At 66.1% G+C, this 15398-nt stretch carries 15 protein-coding genes; 6 read left to right on the top strand and 9 right to left on the bottom strand.

The genetic code is table 11. From position 1 onward, the window contains the following. Window positions 1-191: 191 nt before the first annotated feature. Window positions 192-971 carry an enoyl-CoA hydratase gene (locus CWO91_RS27180; RefSeq protein ID WP_130217895.1) on the bottom strand — a complete coding sequence of 260 codons (780 nt, stop codon included), beginning with the start codon at window positions 969-971 and terminating at the stop codon, window positions 192-194. A 108-nt stretch (window positions 972-1079) separates the two neighbouring features. Continuing rightward, on the bottom strand, window positions 1080-1748 hold the full coding sequence (locus CWO91_RS27175) for a hypothetical protein (RefSeq protein WP_130217893.1): 669 nt from the start codon (window positions 1746-1748) through the stop codon (window positions 1080-1082). A gap of 288 nt (window positions 1749-2036) precedes the next feature. Here CWO91_RS27175 and CWO91_RS27170 point away from each other — a divergent pair, with 288 nt between their 5' ends. Beyond that, the gene (locus CWO91_RS27170) at window positions 2037-2582 is read left to right on the top strand and encodes a sigma-70 family RNA polymerase sigma factor (RefSeq protein WP_091890809.1); all 546 of its coding nucleotides are present in this window, start codon (window positions 2037-2039) and stop codon (window positions 2580-2582) included. A 2-nt stretch (window positions 2583-2584) separates the two neighbouring features. Then, window positions 2585-3223: an NrsF family protein gene (locus CWO91_RS27165; RefSeq protein WP_130217891.1), complete on the top strand. Its 639-nt coding sequence runs from the start codon at window positions 2585-2587 to the stop codon at window positions 3221-3223. Between the two features lie 10 nt (window positions 3224-3233). Here CWO91_RS27165 and CWO91_RS27160 read toward each other — a convergent pair whose 3' ends face one another. After that, on the bottom strand, window positions 3234-4337 hold the full coding sequence (locus CWO91_RS27160; RefSeq protein WP_130217889.1) for a DUF2336 domain-containing protein: 1104 nt from the start codon (window positions 4335-4337) through the stop codon (window positions 3234-3236). 61 nt (window positions 4338-4398) lie between these two features. Then, on the bottom strand, window positions 4399-5556 hold the full coding sequence (locus CWO91_RS27155; RefSeq protein WP_130217887.1) for a GGDEF domain-containing protein: 1158 nt from the start codon (window positions 5554-5556) through the stop codon (window positions 4399-4401). Between the two features lie 437 nt (window positions 5557-5993). Between CWO91_RS27155 and CWO91_RS27150 the strand changes: the two genes are divergently transcribed. The 4 genes from CWO91_RS27150 to CWO91_RS27135 all read left to right on the top strand — a co-directional run bounded on the left by CWO91_RS27150 (window position 5994) and on the right by CWO91_RS27135 (window position 10085). Continuing rightward, entirely contained in the window at window positions 5994-6563 is a 570-nt protein-coding gene (locus CWO91_RS27150; protein WP_164934538.1) for a sigma-70 family RNA polymerase sigma factor, read from the top strand. After that, complete coding sequence (locus CWO91_RS27145) at window positions 6560-7255, top strand: hypothetical protein (protein WP_128934976.1); 696 nt, start codon at window positions 6560-6562, stop codon at window positions 7253-7255. The genes CWO91_RS27150 and CWO91_RS27145 overlap by 4 nt, the downstream gene beginning before the upstream one ends. Before the next feature lie 16 nt (window positions 7256-7271). After that, the gene (locus CWO91_RS27140) at window positions 7272-8984 is read left to right on the top strand and encodes a S8 family serine peptidase (RefSeq protein ID WP_130217885.1); all 1713 of its coding nucleotides are present in this window, start codon (window positions 7272-7274) and stop codon (window positions 8982-8984) included. 513 nt (window positions 8985-9497) lie between these two features. Next, window positions 9498-10085, top strand: a complete 588-nt coding sequence (locus CWO91_RS27135) for a TIGR03809 family protein (RefSeq protein WP_165405735.1) — start codon at window positions 9498-9500, stop codon at window positions 10083-10085. Here the strand turns inward: CWO91_RS27135 and CWO91_RS27130 are convergent. The 5 genes from CWO91_RS27130 to CWO91_RS27110 all read right to left on the bottom strand — a co-directional run bounded on the left by CWO91_RS27130 (window position 10082) and on the right by CWO91_RS27110 (window position 15355). Continuing rightward, the gene (locus CWO91_RS27130; protein ID WP_130217881.1) at window positions 10082-11452 is read right to left on the bottom strand and encodes a TIGR03808 family TAT-translocated repetitive protein; all 1371 of its coding nucleotides are present in this window, start codon (window positions 11450-11452) and stop codon (window positions 10082-10084) included. The genes CWO91_RS27135 and CWO91_RS27130 overlap by 4 nt on opposite strands. Before the next feature lie 201 nt (window positions 11453-11653). After that, a complete protein-coding gene (locus CWO91_RS27125; protein WP_130217879.1) occupies window positions 11654-12310 on the bottom strand; it encodes a pyroglutamyl-peptidase I in 657 nt (218 codons plus the stop codon). After that, window positions 12307-13296: a methylmalonyl Co-A mutase-associated GTPase MeaB gene (gene meaB, locus CWO91_RS27120; protein WP_130217878.1), complete on the bottom strand. Its 990-nt coding sequence runs from the start codon at window positions 13294-13296 to the stop codon at window positions 12307-12309. Before meaB ends, CWO91_RS27125 begins: the two co-directional genes overlap by 4 nt. Window positions 13297-13347: 51 nt before the next feature. Next, window positions 13348-14859: a tripartite tricarboxylate transporter permease gene (locus tag CWO91_RS27115; protein ID WP_130217876.1), complete on the bottom strand. Its 1512-nt coding sequence runs from the start codon at window positions 14857-14859 to the stop codon at window positions 13348-13350. Between the two features lie 4 nt (window positions 14860-14863). Continuing rightward, window positions 14864-15355: a tripartite tricarboxylate transporter TctB family protein gene (locus CWO91_RS27110; protein ID WP_130217874.1), complete on the bottom strand. Its 492-nt coding sequence runs from the start codon at window positions 15353-15355 to the stop codon at window positions 14864-14866. Window positions 15356-15398 lie beyond the last annotated feature (43 nt).

Below are 15398 nucleotides of genomic sequence, written 5' to 3'. Positions count from 1 at the left end.
AAAATCCTGGCTGTCCGCCCCCGCCGACGGCGGCCCTCTTAACTGTTTAACCAGCGCAGGTCCCGCAGGCAAACTGCCGCGGGGAAAACCCCCATGAAATGCGTGCTTGTTGCAGCTTCGTCACAGGGGGTTCCTCAGGGGAGCGAGAGAGTCTTACACCAGCCTTGCACCAGCCTTGCCGCGGCTTGGCTTTACCGGTTCTTGTTCACCGGCTTGCGCTTCTCGATGAACGCCGCCATGCCCTCGGAGCGGTCTTCCAGCGCGAAGGTCGCGTGGAATAGGTTGCGCTCGACGCTCATGCCTTCGGCGAGCGTAGTCTCGAACGCGCGGTTCACCGCTTCCTTGGCCATCGCAGCGGCAGGGCGCGACATCGCGGCGATCTTCTCGGCAGCCGCCATCACCTCGTCCATGAGCTTGTCGGCGGGCACGATGCGGCTGACGAGGCCGCTGCGCTCGGCCTCTGCCGCATCCATCATGCGGCCGGTGAGGCAGAGGTCCATCGCCTTCGACTTGCCGATCGCGCGGGTCAGGCGTTGGGTGCCGCCGATGCCCGGAATGGTGCCGAGCGTGATCTCGGGCTGGCCGAACTTTGCGGTGTCGGCGGCGATGATGACGTCGCACATCATGGCGAGTTCGCAGCCGCCGCCGAGGGCGTAACCGGCGACCGCGGCGATGGTCGGCTTGCGGCAGCGTGCGATGCGGTCGCCGCCGATCGCGGCAAAATCCTCGGAGAACATGTCGATGAAGCTTTTCGGCTGCATTTCCTTGATGTCGGCGCCGGCGGCAAAGGCTTTCTCGCTGCCGGTCACGACGATGCAGCCGATGGCCTCATCGGCCTCGAGATCGTCGACGGCGGCCGCAATCTCGCGGAAGACGCCGAAGGAGAGCGCGTTGAGCATCTTCGGCCGATTCAGCTTGATGATGCCGACCGCGCCTTTGCTCTCGACGATGATGTGTTCGAACGTGCTCATGTTCCACCCACGCTTTTGATTGGGCGGGCAATGTGCCCGCTGGCGCGGTGGGCTTCAAGAGGGCCGGACGCAGGACGCGCGGGCCGCGCGTCCTGGCGAAACTGACGGTCAGGCCATGAACATGCGCGCGGCGGAGGCCAGCGTCAGCAGCGTGCCGACGCCGATGAAGATCTTGCCGATCAGGGAGCTCTGGTCCCAGGCCGAGCTTTGCTGGGTGCTTGCCATCACCGGTGAGGGGCGCGGCTGTGCTTCGGTTGCGGCGATCACAGCCTTCTGCGCCGGCGGGCTGTCCTGTTGCAGGGCGCGGTCGATGTCGTTGAGCTGATCGGGGGCCACCACTTGGGTGTCGGCGTTCGGTGCGGTGTTATTGGCGGTATCATCGGCCGCCGCCTGGACGTTGTCGTTGGCACGGCCCGTCATCGCGGAGGCCGCAGCCGCGGTCGGCGTATCGGCGGCGAGCTGCGCATTGGCGTTGGCGACTTCCGGCGGCATCTGGCTCGAGGCCGGCGCGTTATTGTCGGCCTTGGCCTCGGCGGTATTTGCCGCAGCGTCGTTCTTGTCGGCCTTGTCGTCGGATTTCTGGCCCGTCTTGCTGCTGCTGGTGCGGCGAGACTCATGGCGCCGGTGCTTGCTCGGCTTGGCGGCGTCGGCCTGCTTGCCCGCGCTGTCGGAGTTGCTGCTTGCGGCTGAGCTCGGCGCCGCCTGTGCAACTCCCCCAAACAGCAAGAAAAGCCCGGCCAGAACGATCAGGGCCGCGCGCCCGTTGGCTTTGATCATGGTGACGATCTCCCCAATTCCGCCCGTCCCGGGAACGAACAGAGACCCTGGGGCGTGACCACAGCGGGGCAGAAAATGGGAATCTTCTGGCTACACCGGGCAAAAGCGGGGCAAACCACCCCTCGCGGCCGGCGCCGGATGCGGGCCCGACTGATCGGTGTTATGAGCCGTCGCGGGCTCTTACGGCCGCACCGGATACGGAGGCTCGCATCGATCACGAATTCGTGATCGCTGGGTGCAGGGGTAACAAATTGAAAGAGCGGCCGAATTGCATGGTGAGGGGCGCGCGTGCGCGGACGTGAGGATGAATGGACCGGCCTGATGCGGTCGGCCATGGCTGGCGACGATGCGGCGTATCATCGCCTGTTGAAAGCGGTCACGCCGGTGCTGCGCGCTGCTGCGAGGCGTGGGCTGGCGCGGGCCGGCCAGTCTCCCGACCAGGCCGAGGATATCGTGCAGGAGATTTTGTTGGCGGTGCATCTGAAGCGACACACCTGGGACAGCGAAGCCCCCTTCGCGCCCTGGCTGTTCGCGATCGCCCGCAACAAGCTGATCGATACGCTGCGGCGGCGCGGCAGGCGCGTCTTCGTCAACATCGATGATTTCGCCGAGACGCTGCCGGGCGAGGCGCCGCAGGAGACGGCTTCGGCGGGCGAGGTCGCCGCGCAACTGAGCACTCTGCCGCAGCGCCAGCGCGATGTGTTGCAGTCGATCGCGGTCGAGGCCGCCTCGATTAAGGATACGGCGGCAAAGTTTGCGATGAGCGAAGGTGCGGTGCGGGTCGCGCTGCATCGCGGACTTGCTGCGCTGACTGCCAAACTGCGGGACCACTAGGCATGGATACCGATCAACTCATTCGCTCGCTCGCGGCCGACAACGTCCATCGCGCGCCGCGCGTCGGCGCCGTGCTGACCATGGCGCTGCTGGTGGCCGCGCCGCTGTCGATCCTGATCTTCGCGACGTTCCTCGGCGTGCGCCCGGACGTGATGAGCGCGATGCGCAACCCGTTTTTCGACATGAAGTTCGCGGTCACGCTGTCGCTCGCGATCCCCGCGATCATCGTCAGCCTGCATTTGTCGCGCCCCGAAGCCCTGCTGCGCGGCTGGGGCTGGCTCTTGCTGCTTCCCGTCGGACTGCTTGCCGTGGCGATCGGCAGTGAGGCGATGATGGCGCCGGCCATGCCGATGACCATGCGCTTGATGGGCAAGAATTCCAGGGTGTGCCTGCTTGCGATCCCCGCGATGTCGCTGCCGCTGCTTGCGGGGGCGCTGTTCGGCCTGCGCCACGGCGCGCCGTCGCGCCCCGCGCTTGCCGGCGCGCTCGCCGGCCTGGTCTCGGCGGGATTGGCCGCGACGCTCTACGCCTCGCACTGCACCGACGATTCCCCGCTGTTCGTCGCGACCTGGTACACGATCGCGACCGCGGTCGTGACCGCGATCGGCGCGGCGGTGGGCTCCAAAGTCCTGCGGTATTAAGGAGCCAGCTTCACGCCGCCGGCGTCGTGCCCTGCTGCATGCGGTGGAAACGCAGCGCCTGCTGCGCGGTTGATGAGCGCAGGGCTTCGTAGGTGTCGCGCAGCGTCAGCATATCGGTCTGCAACCCCCCGGAAAGCTTTTCGCGCATGGCGATGATGGCGCGCACGCTCGACCATGACATGCCCGCGACCTTGGCGAGGATCATCACGCCCTCGGTGCGGTTCTCGATCATCACGGTCTCGGCGGTCTCGACCGCGACGCCTGCGAGCGCGGCGAGCCCCGCATTGGTCTCGTCGAACTTGCCTTGCTCGGCGAAGTTGCTGACCTGGAATTCGTTGAGGCGGCCGTCCGCGTGCAGCGACTTCACCAGCGCACGCGCCATCTCGGTCTGCCTGGTCGTGGCGGCGGAACGGACCCGCTGAGCCGCTTCCTGGACCACGCTCGATACTTCGTCCGCGAGTTCGGGATGTGCGGCCTCTAACTTCCTGCGCACGCTCAAGGAGGCCTTCGCGACCAGCTTCAAATAATGATGACGCGGCAGGTCGGGCCGCAGGCCGATGCAGGTGGCGAGGTCGTCGTCGCGTTCGGCGCGGGTGACGAGGTCGGCGAGACTTCCCTCGGAGAGGCGCGCGCCCGGATTGCTGACGGTCGACTCCACCACGTCCTCGTTGCCGCGGGTCACGAGCAAGTCGGTCAACGCCTCCGACAGCACCCGCCGCAGCGAGATCGCCTTGAGATGCGCCTGGCCCCTGGTGCGCGCGATCTCGATCAGCGTCGCCTCGTCCAGCCGTTCCGATTTCGACAGCACCGGGCCGGAGACCTCGATCACCTGGTCGAGCGCGAGCGTGCGGATGATCTTCGGCGGCGCGGACGCGATCGGTGCAAGGCGCTCGGCGAGCAGTGCCCTAGCCGAAATCTCGATCTGCTCGATCAGGCACTGGAACACGTCGTCGAACACCCGGACGTGGTCGTCGGAATAATCCACCGCGTTGCCCACGAAGAGATCGGTGACGCGGCGCAGCGTCTCGACCCGGCGCGCAACGGTGCCGTGCGAGAGCGCGGCCTGCAATTCCTCGAGCAGGTTCTCGGATGGTGTTGCGGATTTCGATCTCATTGCCCTGTCCTGGAGCGTTTGGCCCGGCGGCGTCTTCTCACGCGCCGGAAAAATGAATTGGTCAGCCCGTTGCAATGCGGTTGCGCCCTTGCGCCTTGGCGGAATAGAGCGCGTGGTCGGCGCGTGCCAGAAACGTGTCGGCAGTATCGTTGTCGCGCAGCGTCACGACGCCCGCGGAAATGGTCACGCGCAGGCCCGGGGAAAATGCGCTCCAGTCGAGATCGGCGATGATTTGGCGCAAGCGCTCGAGCGTGCGCGATGCCGCCTCGCCATCGGTTCCGGGCAGCAGCAGCAGAAATTCCTCGCCGCCGTAGCGGCCGAAGCAGTCGGCTTGGCGGATGTTGGCGAAAATGGTGATCGCGAAGGTGCGCAGTACCTCGTCGCCGATGGGATGGCCGTGGGCGTCGTTGATGCGCTTGAACCAGTCGAGATCGATCAGCGCGATCGCGCAAGGCGTTGACGCCGGCCGCGACTTGTCGATCGCGGCGTCGAGAAGCCGCATGATGCAGCGGCGATTGTAGGAGCCGGTGAGTTCGTCGAGCTCGGCCAGTTCCTCGATGCGCTGATAGGCGGCCTTCAGCTCGATGCTGCGCCGGTACAGGATCTTGCGCAGCGTGGCGCCGAACAGGCCGAGGAAAGCGCACTGGCCGATCACCAGTACGAAGCACAGCATGGAGGCGGTCCGCTGCAACCGGGTCGTAACCGGCAGGCCGATCGGCAGATCCGAGCCCAGGAAGACAAAGGCGAGCCCGCAGGTGGCAAGACCCCAGGTAAGCATCGCCTGGCTCGACGTCATCCGCAGCGTACCAAATGCGAAGATTAGAAACAGCACGGCGAGGAACGCGACCCCGACCGTCGGCACCGCGAGCAGGAACACCAGTTGCAGCGCCATATGCGCCGAGATCTGGAAGACGGTGAGGTAATGATCTTCGAACCGATCGCCGAAGCCGGCTTCCGACAGCACGGTGAACGTGCCGATGATCAGGAGGCCGCCGAGCCAGAACAGCGACGGCACACCCATGGAGATCGCGCCGCCATAGGCGTACAGCAACAGGACGGAGGCGCCGAGCGAGTAGCTCGCGACCTGGCCAATATACATCTGGCGGCGCTGCCGGGCCCGACGCGCCAGGACTTCCGGAGCCGCGGCCTCGGGCGCGAGGACGAGATCCGCGACCTCAGCGGCATTCCTCTCGGGAAAGGACGTCGCGGCCGTGCTCATGTTCCCGCCAATGGTGGATGTCAGCGCAAAAATCTACGTGGCAAGCCTTTAGGTTTGGTATCCTTCGAAATCGAATCCGAACCGTGCAGCGCGGAACAGGGGAATGTCGGCCCGGCAGCGAAATTTCCCGGCGGTTAAGCATCGGTTTGCGATGCGGTCGAGCCAAAGCAGGGGTTCGTGAGACATACACCGTGCAGGGCTGCTATGGATCCAGACGTGACCGGGCTGCCTGTGCCGGACAGTCCTTCCGCAGGGAAATATTTCAGTATTATGTTACCGATCTGGATCGAGGCGGGTCGCCGCCGGTGGAACGAGAAAAAAGCGCGTATGTGGGGTAGATCACATAGGCCCCCGTATGTGTGCGGTAGCTTGAACAATTTTGCACCCCCCGTCGAACCGTCCGCCGCACCGACCCGACCAACTTTGCGAGACGGCCTTTGAGCGTGACACAGGCGGCTTCGGACGAGGTCCTGATCGCCAGGATCGCTCAAGGCGACCGGCTCGCCATGCAGGTGCTGTACGGGCGGCACCATGTCAGGGTTTACAGGTTCGGACTCAGGCTCGTGCGGGACGAGCAGGCAGCGGAAGACCTCATCAGCGAGGTGTTCCTCGACGTCTGGCGTCAAGCCGGCAAATTCGAGGGCCGATCCGCCGTTTCCACCTGGCTGCTGGCAATCACCCGATTCAAGGCCCTGTCTGCGCTTCGGCGCAGGAAGGATTTCGAGTTGGACGAAGAGGCCGCCAACGCGATCGAGGATACGTCCGACGATCCGGAAACGGTGGTGCAGAAGAAGGATACCAGTGAGGCGTTGCGGGAGTGTCTGACGGGCCTCTCGCCGGAACACCGGGAAATCGTCGATCTCGTCTACTACCACGAGAAGTCCGTGGAAGAAGTGGCCGAAATCGTCGGGATACCGGAGAACACTGTGAAGACGCGCTTGTTCTATGCGCGCAAGAAACTGGCCGAACTGCTGAAGGCAGCCGGCGTTGAGCGAGGCTGGCCATGATGGCTTTGAGCAAGAAGATGCTGGAGCAAGAGCCCAGTGAAATTGAACTGCTGCTGCCGTGGCACGCCGCCGGCACGCTGAACGCGCGCGATGCCCGCCGCGTCGAGGAAGCGCTGGCGCGCGATCCGGAGCTTGCGAAGCAATATGCCGCGATCCGCGGCGAGTACGAAGAGACTATTCATCTGAACGAGAGCCTGGGGGCTCCGTCGGCGCGCGCGATGCAGAAGCTGTTCGCCGCGATCGACGCCGAGCCGGCGCGGGCGACCGGTTCGCTGCCGCTGTCGGCGCGCATCGCGACCTTCTTCGCGAGCCTGTCGCCGCGGACGCTGGCCTGGTCGGCGAGCCTCGGCGCCGTCGCGCTCGTGCTGCAAGCCGGAATCATCGGCGCCGTGCTGATGAAGAACCAGCCGGCGACCTTCCAGACGGCTTCGCTCTCGACCAGTGCGCCGATCACGCGCGAACTTGGTAGCACCGCCGCGCCGGCGCGTGCGCTGGTGCGCTTCACCCCCGAGGCGCGCATCGCCGACATCACCGCGCTGCTCGACAGCTACCAGGCGTCGATCATCGACGGAGCCAAGGGCGGCATGTTCCGCCTCCAATTCAACAAGGCGATGAGCCAGGACGAGCTCGCCTCGCTGCTCGGCAAGATGCAGCGCGAGAAGTTCGTCAATCTGGCCGTCGCGACGCCCTGAACGCGCCGCTGAACCGATGACGCGCAAGTCCGAGAGCAGGGTACGCGCCGGGGCATACGTTTCATCGGTTGGAGCCGCGCTGCTGCTCACAGCCTGTCTCGGCGTCGAGGTTGCGCAGGCGCAGGCGATCATGCGTACGCCCACGATCAGCGTTCCCTCGCGCACGCCGACCATCTCTCCGAGCATTGCCCCGCGTGTCAGCCCCGGTGTTGCCGCACGTGCGGTCAGCGTCGGCCGCGGCCCGCGGACGATCGCGGCCATCCCTCGCACCACGCCGCTGCGCATGCGGACGACGACGGTGCTGCCCTATGCGCGCTATTCGCCGAACCTCTATCCGGCCTGCACCGCACCCTATCGCGATGCCGGCGGCGAATGCCTGGCGCAGCCGACCGCAGGCGGCGAGGGCACTGGAAAATCAGGCAAGAAGAGCGCCGGCAAGGGGCGTGGCAACAGCACGCCGGCCGCGGTGAACCTGCGCAGCTTCGCCAACGAATTCGTCGCCGAGATCGACAGCGCGCTGTCGCCGGCCGAGGCCGATGAGCTTGCGCGCCGTCATGGCCTGACGCGCGTCGCCTCCGAGAATTTCCCGCTGATCGGCGCCACTTTTGGCCTGTTCCGCATCACCGACGGCCGGTCGTACGAGACGGTGCGGCGCGAATTCGCGGCCGACGGCAGTGTGCGCTCGCTTCAGCCGAACTTCCGCTATGTGCTCCAGGACCAGACATCGTCGGGATCGACCGAGGGCGATCCTGCGCAATATGCACTGACAAAGCTCCGCCTGCCGCAGGCGCATACGCTGGCGCACGGCGCCAACGTCACGATTGCCGTAATCGACTCCGGCATCGATGCCAGCCATCCCGAACTCGCCAATTCCATCGCCGACAATTTCGATGCGCTCGGCAGCGCCGAGGGGCCGCACGTTCACGGCACCGGCATCGCCGGCGCCATCGTGGCGCATGCGCGGTTGATGAGCAGCGCGCCCGAGGCGCGCATCATCGCGATCCGCGCCTTCGGCGGCACCGCCGGTGGCGCCGAGAGCTCGTCCTACATCATCCTGCGCTCGCTGAACCATGCCGCCGAGCACGGCGCGCAGATCGTCAACATGAGCTTTGCTGGCCCGAAGGACGCGGTGATCGAGCGGGCCATCGCGGCGACCGCTGCGCGCGGGCTGGTGCTGATTGCGGCCGCCGGCAATGCCGGCGCGAAATCGCCGCCGCTCTATCCTGCCGCCAATCCCAACGTGATCGCGGTCAGCGCCACCGATCAGCAGGACCGGCTGTTCACCGCCTCCAACCGTGGCAACTACATCGCGGTCGCAGCCCCCGGCGTCGACATCTTCCTGCCGGCGCCCGACGGCAAATATCAGATGACGTCGGGCACGTCGTTCTCGGCCGCCTATGTTTCCGGCATCGCGGCGCTGCTGCTCGAGCGCAACCACGCCTTGAAGCCGGAAGCGCTGCGCATGGCGCTGGCGAAGACCGCGCGCGACCTCGGTTCACCCGGCCGTGATGATCTGTTCGGCGACGGCGAGGCCGATGCATTTGCCGCGGTCATGGCCGTTCCCCCCGACAGCGCGACGCCGGTTGCGGCGGCATCCGGTACAACAAAACGTGAAGATGCCGGCAAGCGCCGCGACGAGCCGGGCATCCGCGCGATCGAGCAACCCTCGCTGTCGAGCGCAGACGAGAAATCTGCGATTTCTCAGGCGGATAGGCCGGCGACGCGATAGCCGCTGCGACAAAGATGCGCGTACGCCGAAGGTCAAAAAAGCGAACGCCGCGTTGAACGTTCAGCCAGCTGCCACGACCAAATTATGTGGGAGCGGTCATCCCTCCCCATCAGTCATATCAGGCGCGAGCGCCCATCCACCCCAAGCGCCCATATGGCTCGACCCGTCCGGTTGTCCCCCCGGACGGGTCTTTTCTTTTGGGCATCCGATTTTTTGAAGCCTGGCGCTCGTTCAGCTTCCGGTTGAAGGATCGCCACCCGCATTCGCTGCGTCGTTCGCTCGGCACGCCGGCAAGCCCGTCATGCTTGTGCGAAGCTTGACTCGAAAACCCAGGAAATCTCCGCTCAACTACGGTGTTTGATGACAGATGCGGCGTCGTTGCTGGACAAGTCAAAACTTTTCCACAAAATATTCATGTCGCGTCTAAATTGATTCGTGTGCGTTGCGTCCCCGCGTCCGTGTTTTCTCCTGACGGGCTGGTTCATGACACATCGCAAAGAGGCTATTCGCGACGTGGCTGTTAGCCGCGACATTGCGGCACGCTGGTGCGCTCTCGCCGAGCAGCGGCTGCAACACCTCTCCGAAATGTTCGAGACCGGACGCTGGCGCCGCTACCACTCCGAGATCGCATTCCTCGAAAACATCCAGGAGGCCAAGCGTGCGGTCCAGACCTGGCGCGCGCTCGCAACGGGCGCGGACGTCGCTGCGGCAGCCGCGAGCGTGACGCCCGCCTTCGGCTGGTCGCCGGCGACGATGCCGCGCGTGTTTCCGCGCGAGCAACAGGCGCAGACCCTGCAGCCGAAGGCCGTCCACATCGCGCCCGAGACCGCCGTGCCGGTCAGGCTCGATCCCAAGCCGGACGTTCTCGCCGACATCACCGGGGCCCCGATCGCAACGCTCTCCGCGCCGCCCGCGATGGCATCGCTTACGGCACCTGCCGTGATGGCGCCGCCGACGGCGCCGGCCACGATGGCAACACTTCTGCCGCAGTTCTCCCCGCCCGCCGCCGAAATCGTCGCTGCCCCCGAACGCGTCGTCGAATTCACCTTCAGCCTCGACGGCCTGCAGGCAAAATACCCGCTGCTGCGGAACGCGTTCTAACGCCGCACTGCATTCCCGCCGACCACCACCTGCGCGAACCGCTGCGCACCGTCGGCTGACAGGTCCGACGTCACCGCACGCGCATGATCCAGCCCGACCACGGCGCCGCGCGGGGTCTCGGAGATCATGTTGTTGTTGACGAGCGCAGTGCCGGCTCCCGGCACCACGGAGACGCCGACGCCGGCTAGCGCCTTGCGGATCACGTTCCCCGTGATCGCGACGTCGCGCAGATATTTGCCCCAGCCGGCGACGATGCCGTAGGACGGCGCGTTCTCGATCACGTTTCCGGTCACCGAGGAGTCCGCTTCGATGTAGATGCCGATGCCGGCATCGTCGTCCGGAGCGGTGCCGATCGGACGCTTCGGGATCAAATTGCGGATGATATTGCCCTGGACAACGGCGATGCGGCCGCCCTCGTTGAAATTGCAGACGGAGACACCGACGGCGGCGCCGTCGACGGTGTTGTTGGCGATCACCGCCGCTTCGAACGCGAATTCGGAATAGAGCGCGACCTCGCGCACGTCGCTGACACTATTCCCGGTGATGTGGATGTTGGAGGCGGAGTTGCCGCGCACCGCGGAGTAGTCGCAATTCCTGATGCGGTTGCCGCGCACGATCACATTGCCGGCGCGAAAGGCGTTGATGGCGTTGCCGTACTGGCCGGAGCCGCCGGGGCCGGCCTTGATGTCTTCGATGCGGTTATCAGTGACCAACGTGCCGTCATCGCCGATCGCGGTGCGCAGGATCTCGATGCCGTTGTCATTGGTGCCGGTGATGGTGTTGCGGGAAACGCTGAGGCCCCTGGCGTCGAATGAGACCACCGCCGTCACCGCGACATTGGTGAAGATATTGCCGGAAATGTCGCCGGACACCTGCTCGAGCCAGACGCCGCTGCCGCCGGAGCCGGTGATCGCGCAATCGGTGATGCGGACGTCGCGGCCGCCGAGGACGTGGATCAGGCCGCGCCGCGTCGGCAGCGGAATGTTGCCGCCGTCGAAGGTGATGCCGGTGAGGCCGATCGAGTCCGCGCCGTCGCTTTGGATTGCCGAGGCTCCGCCGGTGAAGACGAGTTTCGTCGCACCGCGCACGCCGATCAGTTGTGCGCCGTTCGGGAGCCGCAACAGGCCGGTTCGGTAGGTGCCGGGCGGCAAGGCGAGCGGCATCTGCGCCCGCGCGCTCTCATCGATCGCACGCTGAAGCGCTCGCGTCTGGTCCTCGCTGCTGCCGGCCCGCACGCCGAATTGCGTGGCGTCGCGGCCGAGCAGGGATGTCAGGGGCGCCGCGCGCGCAGCGTCAGCCAGCATGGCGAGCGCGCCGGCGATGCCGCCGGTCGAGGCTCGGATGAGATGACGGCGATTGAGGTCCATGACGCGTCCTCCGGCGGACGCGGGAGGTGTCCGCGCCGACTAGGTAGCGCAGGGCGACCGGTGGCGTGAGGATTGTTCGCGGTAGGGTTAAATGTTTACGCCTAGACGGTGCCGTAGGGTGGGCAAAGCGGAAGCGTGCCCACCATTGCCACAATGGACGCGGATGCATGGTGGGCACCGGCGCAAGGCGCCTTTGCCCACTTACGAAGCCGGCGTGTTCCGCGCCTTCCGCGCCAAACCCACCATCTCCATCAGCATCGCCTCGCCAGCATCCACCAACTCGTCCAATGTGATCCGCGGCGCGCCCTTGCGGCGCACGGCACCGCTGCGCGCGAGCAACGGGATGTGGATAAACGCCGCCAGCATCGGCCCGCCCGCTCTCACATTCTCGATCGCGCGCCAGCTCAAATAGTTGCAGAGATAGGCGCCGGCATCGCGCGAGGCACGGGCATCGATGCCGGTGAGGCGTGCGGCGCGCAGCAGCCTTGCGGTGTGCGGACCGAACATCATCGCGTCCGCATGGCCGGCGATGCCGCGCTTGCTCGAACGGGTGTTGGCGGCATCCGGCCAGAGCATGGTGACGGCATTGCGGGCGCGGGTCTCGATGCGCAGGTAAGGCGTGCGTGCGGCGAGGCCGAACATCAGAAGCGCATCCGGCTTCACCTTAGTGAGCACGTCAGGCAATTGCTGGTCGACCGCAGCATAGGTGACCGGGAAAATGTGACTGGCAATCGCGACCTTGTCGAGTGCCGGGCGGCGCAGCTGCGCCAGTCGCGCCACCAGTGGCTGGGTCGGATTATAGGGCGCGCCGGGAAACGGCCCGAAGCCGGTCAGGAGAATGTGGAGCTTTTCGCTCATTGCAGCAACTCCAGAATCTGCTCGGCGGCGAGCGCCGGCGTGAGGTGACCGTCGGCTACCTCCGCCTCGATCTTCCGGACCTTGGTCCGCACCGACGCCTCGCTGCGCAGCCGCGCCAGCATCCTCTGCTCCAGCATCGACCACATCCATTTCACCTGCTGATCGCGCCGGCGCACGGCAAACTCGCCGGATGCGCTCATCGCCTTGCGGTGATCCAGAACCTTCTGCCAGAGCTCGGCGATGCCGGTGCCGGTGAGCGCCGAATAGGTCTCGACCGGTGGGTGCCAATGCTCGGACCGGGGGCTGAGGATATGCAGCGCGCCGCGATAGTCGGCCGCGGTGATCTTGGCGCGCTTGAGGTTGTCGCCGTCGGCCTTGTTGATGGCGATCATGTCGGCGAGCTCGACCAGGCCTTTCTTGATGCCTTGTAGCTCGTCGCCGCCGCCCGGCAGCATCAGGGCGAGGAAGAAGTCGGTCATGTCGCAGACCGCCGTCTCGGATTGGCCGATGCCGACGGTCTCGACCAGCACGACGTCAAAGCCGGCGGCTTCGCAGAGCAGCATCGCCTCACGCGTCTTGGCCGCGACGCCGCCGAGCGTGCCCGAGGACGGCGAGGGGCGGATGAAGGCATCAGTGGAGGCCGCCAGCCGCGCCATCCGCGTCTTGTCGCCGAGGATCGAGCCACCGCTGCGCGCCGAGGACGGATCGACCGCGAGCACCGCCACCTTGTGGCCCTGTTCGATCAGATACGTCCCGAGCACGTCGATCGTGGTTGATTTGCCGACGCCTGGCGAGCCGGTGATGCCGACGCGAAATGCCTTGCCGGTGTCGGGCAGCAGCATTTGCACGAGCTCGCGCGCCAGCGCCTGATGGTCACCGCGCCGGCTCTCCACCAGCGTGATGGCCCGCGCCAGCGGCGCGCGGCTGCCGGCGCGCAAGTCGCGGGCGAGGGATTTGATGTCCAGCGAAGCCTTCTTCTCGGTCATGCCCTGGTTTACAACGCCCCGGCGGGGCAGGCGAGGGCCGCTCGCCTGCAATCACCGGGATGTTGCCGCGGCCGTCTGGAGCGGTTTCATCTTGCGCCACACCCACACCATCACCGGCCACAGCAGGGCGCCGATCGCCATCGCGGCCAGGATCGCCGCGACCGGGCGCTCGAAGAACGGCAGGATGCTTCCGTCCGACTTGATCAACGACGTGACGAAAGCCTGCTCGACCATGGTGCCCATGACGATGCCGAGCACCATGGCTGCGACGGGGTAGCCGTTGGCCTCCATCACATAGCCGATCACGCCGAAGGCGGCGACGGTGACGACGCCGAACATGTTGTTGCCGATCGCGAACGAGCCGACCGCGCAGCACAGCATGATGATCGGCATCACGGTGGAGCGCGGCGCCAGCAGGATGTAGGCGGCAACGCGGATCATGGCGATGCCGAGCGGGATCATCAAAATGTTCGCGATGATGAACATCAGGTAGATCGCATACATGCTCGACGCCTTCTCGGTGAACAGCGTCGGGCCGGGATTGAGTCCCTTCATGTAGAGCACGCCGATCGCGATCGCGGCGATGGTGTCGCCGGGGATGCCGAACAACAGCGAAGGCACCCAGCCGGAGGCGATGCTGGCATTGTTGCTGGCGCCGGCCTCGACCAGGCCTTCGACGTGACCGGTGCCGAACTTTTCCGGCTCTTTGGAGAACCGCTTCGACATTGCGTAGGAGACCCAGGCGGCCATGTCGGCACCGGCGCCGGGCAGCACGCCGATGATGATGCCGACGATGTTCCCGCGCGTCATCTGCCAATGATAAAGCTTCGTCAGCTTCCACTGGCCGGCCATGATGCTCCCGAATTTTCGCCGCGGCAGTGGTGGCGGCTCGGGCGTCAGCATCGCGCGCATCACCTGTGCCACCGCGAACACGCCGACCAGCGCCGGGATCGGCTCGATGCCACCGAACAGATCGGTGATCCCAAAGGTGAAGCGCGGGATGCCGCCGGGATTCTCGATGCCGATGCAGGAGACCAAGAGGCCAATGAACATGCCCGCGATCGCCTTCACCGGCGAGGAGCGCGCGACCAAAGTGGCGCACATCAGGCCGAGCAGCGCCAGCCAGAAATATTCGAAGGTCGAGAACGACAGGGCGATCTCGGCGAGCGGCGGCGCCAGGATCATCAGCGACAGCACCCCGGCGATGCCGCCGACCGCGGAAAACCAGACGCCGGCCCCGAGCGCGAGCTCGGCCTGGCCCTTGCGGGTCATGGCATAGGCTTCGTCGGCATAGGCGGCGGAAGCCGGCGTGCCGGGAATGCGCAGCAGCGCGCCGGGAATGTCACCGGAAAAGATCGCCATCGAGGAGGCCGCGACGATGGTCGCGATCGCCGCGATCGGCGACAGGTAGAAGGTGACGGGGACGAGCAGGGCGGTCGCCATCGTCGCCGACAGGCCCGGCAGCGAGCCGATCACGAGCCCGTACACGGAGGCTGCGAACATCGCGATGATGACCTCCCAGGTGGAGATCAGTGCGAACGCATCAATCAGGGTTTTCAGCATGGGATTACCAGGGCGTCGGCAGCAGGCCGGCAGGCAGCGGCACGCGGAGCAGCTTGCCGAAGATGAGGTGAATGGCGAACGGCGAGAGCGCCGCGAGCGGCAGCGCCAGCTTCCACCTCGCCCCTAACGCGGTCGAGGTCACGTAGACCATGATCGCCGCGGTGAGGATGAAGCCGAGCCGGTCGGCGGCAAAGACGTAGAACAGCAGCAGCGCCGGCGGCAGCAGCGCGCGCAGGCCGTAGAGCTTGCCCTGCGGCGGGGGGCTAGCTGCCTGGCCGTCCTCGAACGGGATGAGCTCCTCCTCCTCCTCGAAGGAATGGCCGATGCCGAACACGATCGCGAGCCCGCACAGCGCGAGCCCCGTGCCGATCACCAGCGGAAACACGTTGGGGCCGACCGGCTGCCCCGGCACCGGCGGCAAGATCCAACCGCCATAGGCGGCGGCCGCGCCGAGTGCGACGAGAAACGATCCCGTGACAGAGTCGGGAAGACGCATGGGGGAATCCTACAAAGAGTGTTCTCCCTCTCCCCGCGCGCGG

The organism is Bradyrhizobium genosp. SA-3 (assembly GCF_004212635.1).
GTDB lineage: Bacteria > Pseudomonadota > Alphaproteobacteria > Rhizobiales > Xanthobacteraceae > Bradyrhizobium.
Note: the sequence above shows the minus strand (reverse complement) of the source record. Positions and strands in the feature narration are given on the sequence as shown.